This window comes from Vibrio sp. D173a (genome assembly GCF_030248475.1).
In genome coordinates this window covers 1-884 of the sequence record NZ_JAHGAH010001256.1, presented here as the reverse complement: position 1 = coordinate 884, position 884 = coordinate 1, and the positions used below count along the sequence as shown (strand labels likewise).

At 45.8% G+C, this 884-nt stretch carries 1 protein-coding gene and 1 pseudogene; both read left to right on the top strand.

The window, feature by feature from the left end; genetic code table 11:
- Positions 1-120 (top strand): DUF1538 family protein (locus KIV40_RS32680; protein WP_285353524.1); only part of this gene is annotated, 120 nt, incomplete at its 5' end.
- A pseudogene (locus KIV40_RS32675) lies at positions 117-841 on the top strand (DUF1538 domain-containing protein). The gene KIV40_RS32680 and the pseudogene KIV40_RS32675, both read left to right, overlap by 4 nt.
- Positions 842-884 lie beyond the last annotated feature (43 nt).

The window sequence follows — 884 nt, the reverse complement described above, 5'->3', positions numbered from 1 at the left end:
GTCGGGCTTGCGTCGTCGATAAAGGGGCGTAACCCTATGATTGATGGCTTTGGCTTGGTTGCCTTCGCCTCGTTGTTACCCATGATGTTTGTGATGGTGTACGGAATGGTGATTGCATGATGAATCTCAACCTATTTGTCGATACCTTCTTTGGCACCGTTATGGATGTGATCCCGATTGCCGCCATCATTTTTGGTTTTCAGTTAGCGGTGCTGCGTAAACCTGTCACCAATCTTCCGCGAGTCATACTTGGCTTTTTCTACGTCATTCTTGGTTTAACACTGTTCTTGATGGGACTCGAACTGGCACTGTTCCCGTTAGGCGAAACCATGGCGATGCAACTCACTGCCCCGGATTTTCTCAGTGATTTTAAGCTTAGCGATGGTGAGCTACTTGGTTGGTTTGATTACTACTGGGTGTATTTGTTTGCCTTTTTTATCGGCTTTAGTACCACCATCGCTGAACCCTCATTGATTGCGGTTGCGATCAAGGCGAACCAAGTATCGGGCGGCAGTATTAGTGTAAATGGACTAAGAATTGCCGTGGCTTTGGGAGTTGCGATTGGGCTTTCATTAGGTAGCTATCGAATTTTCGCGGGTGATCCCATTCATTACTACATTATTGCTGGTTATGTTGCCTTGGGCTAGGTTTGGCTTCTACTGTGCCGGGGCGAAACCCAGTCATTGATGGTTTTGGGCTGATCGCTTTTGCCAGCTTGTTCCCAATTATCTCTGTCATGAGTTATGCGCAAATTACTCAATGGCTCAACCAACCACAACGAATAGAGCCACAAAAAGCTCAGCAACAACAAGCTCAATCACAGGAATATAAGGAGCAGTAGATGCGTTTTAAACTCATTTTAGCCTTTGTTGAGGATAGTAAAA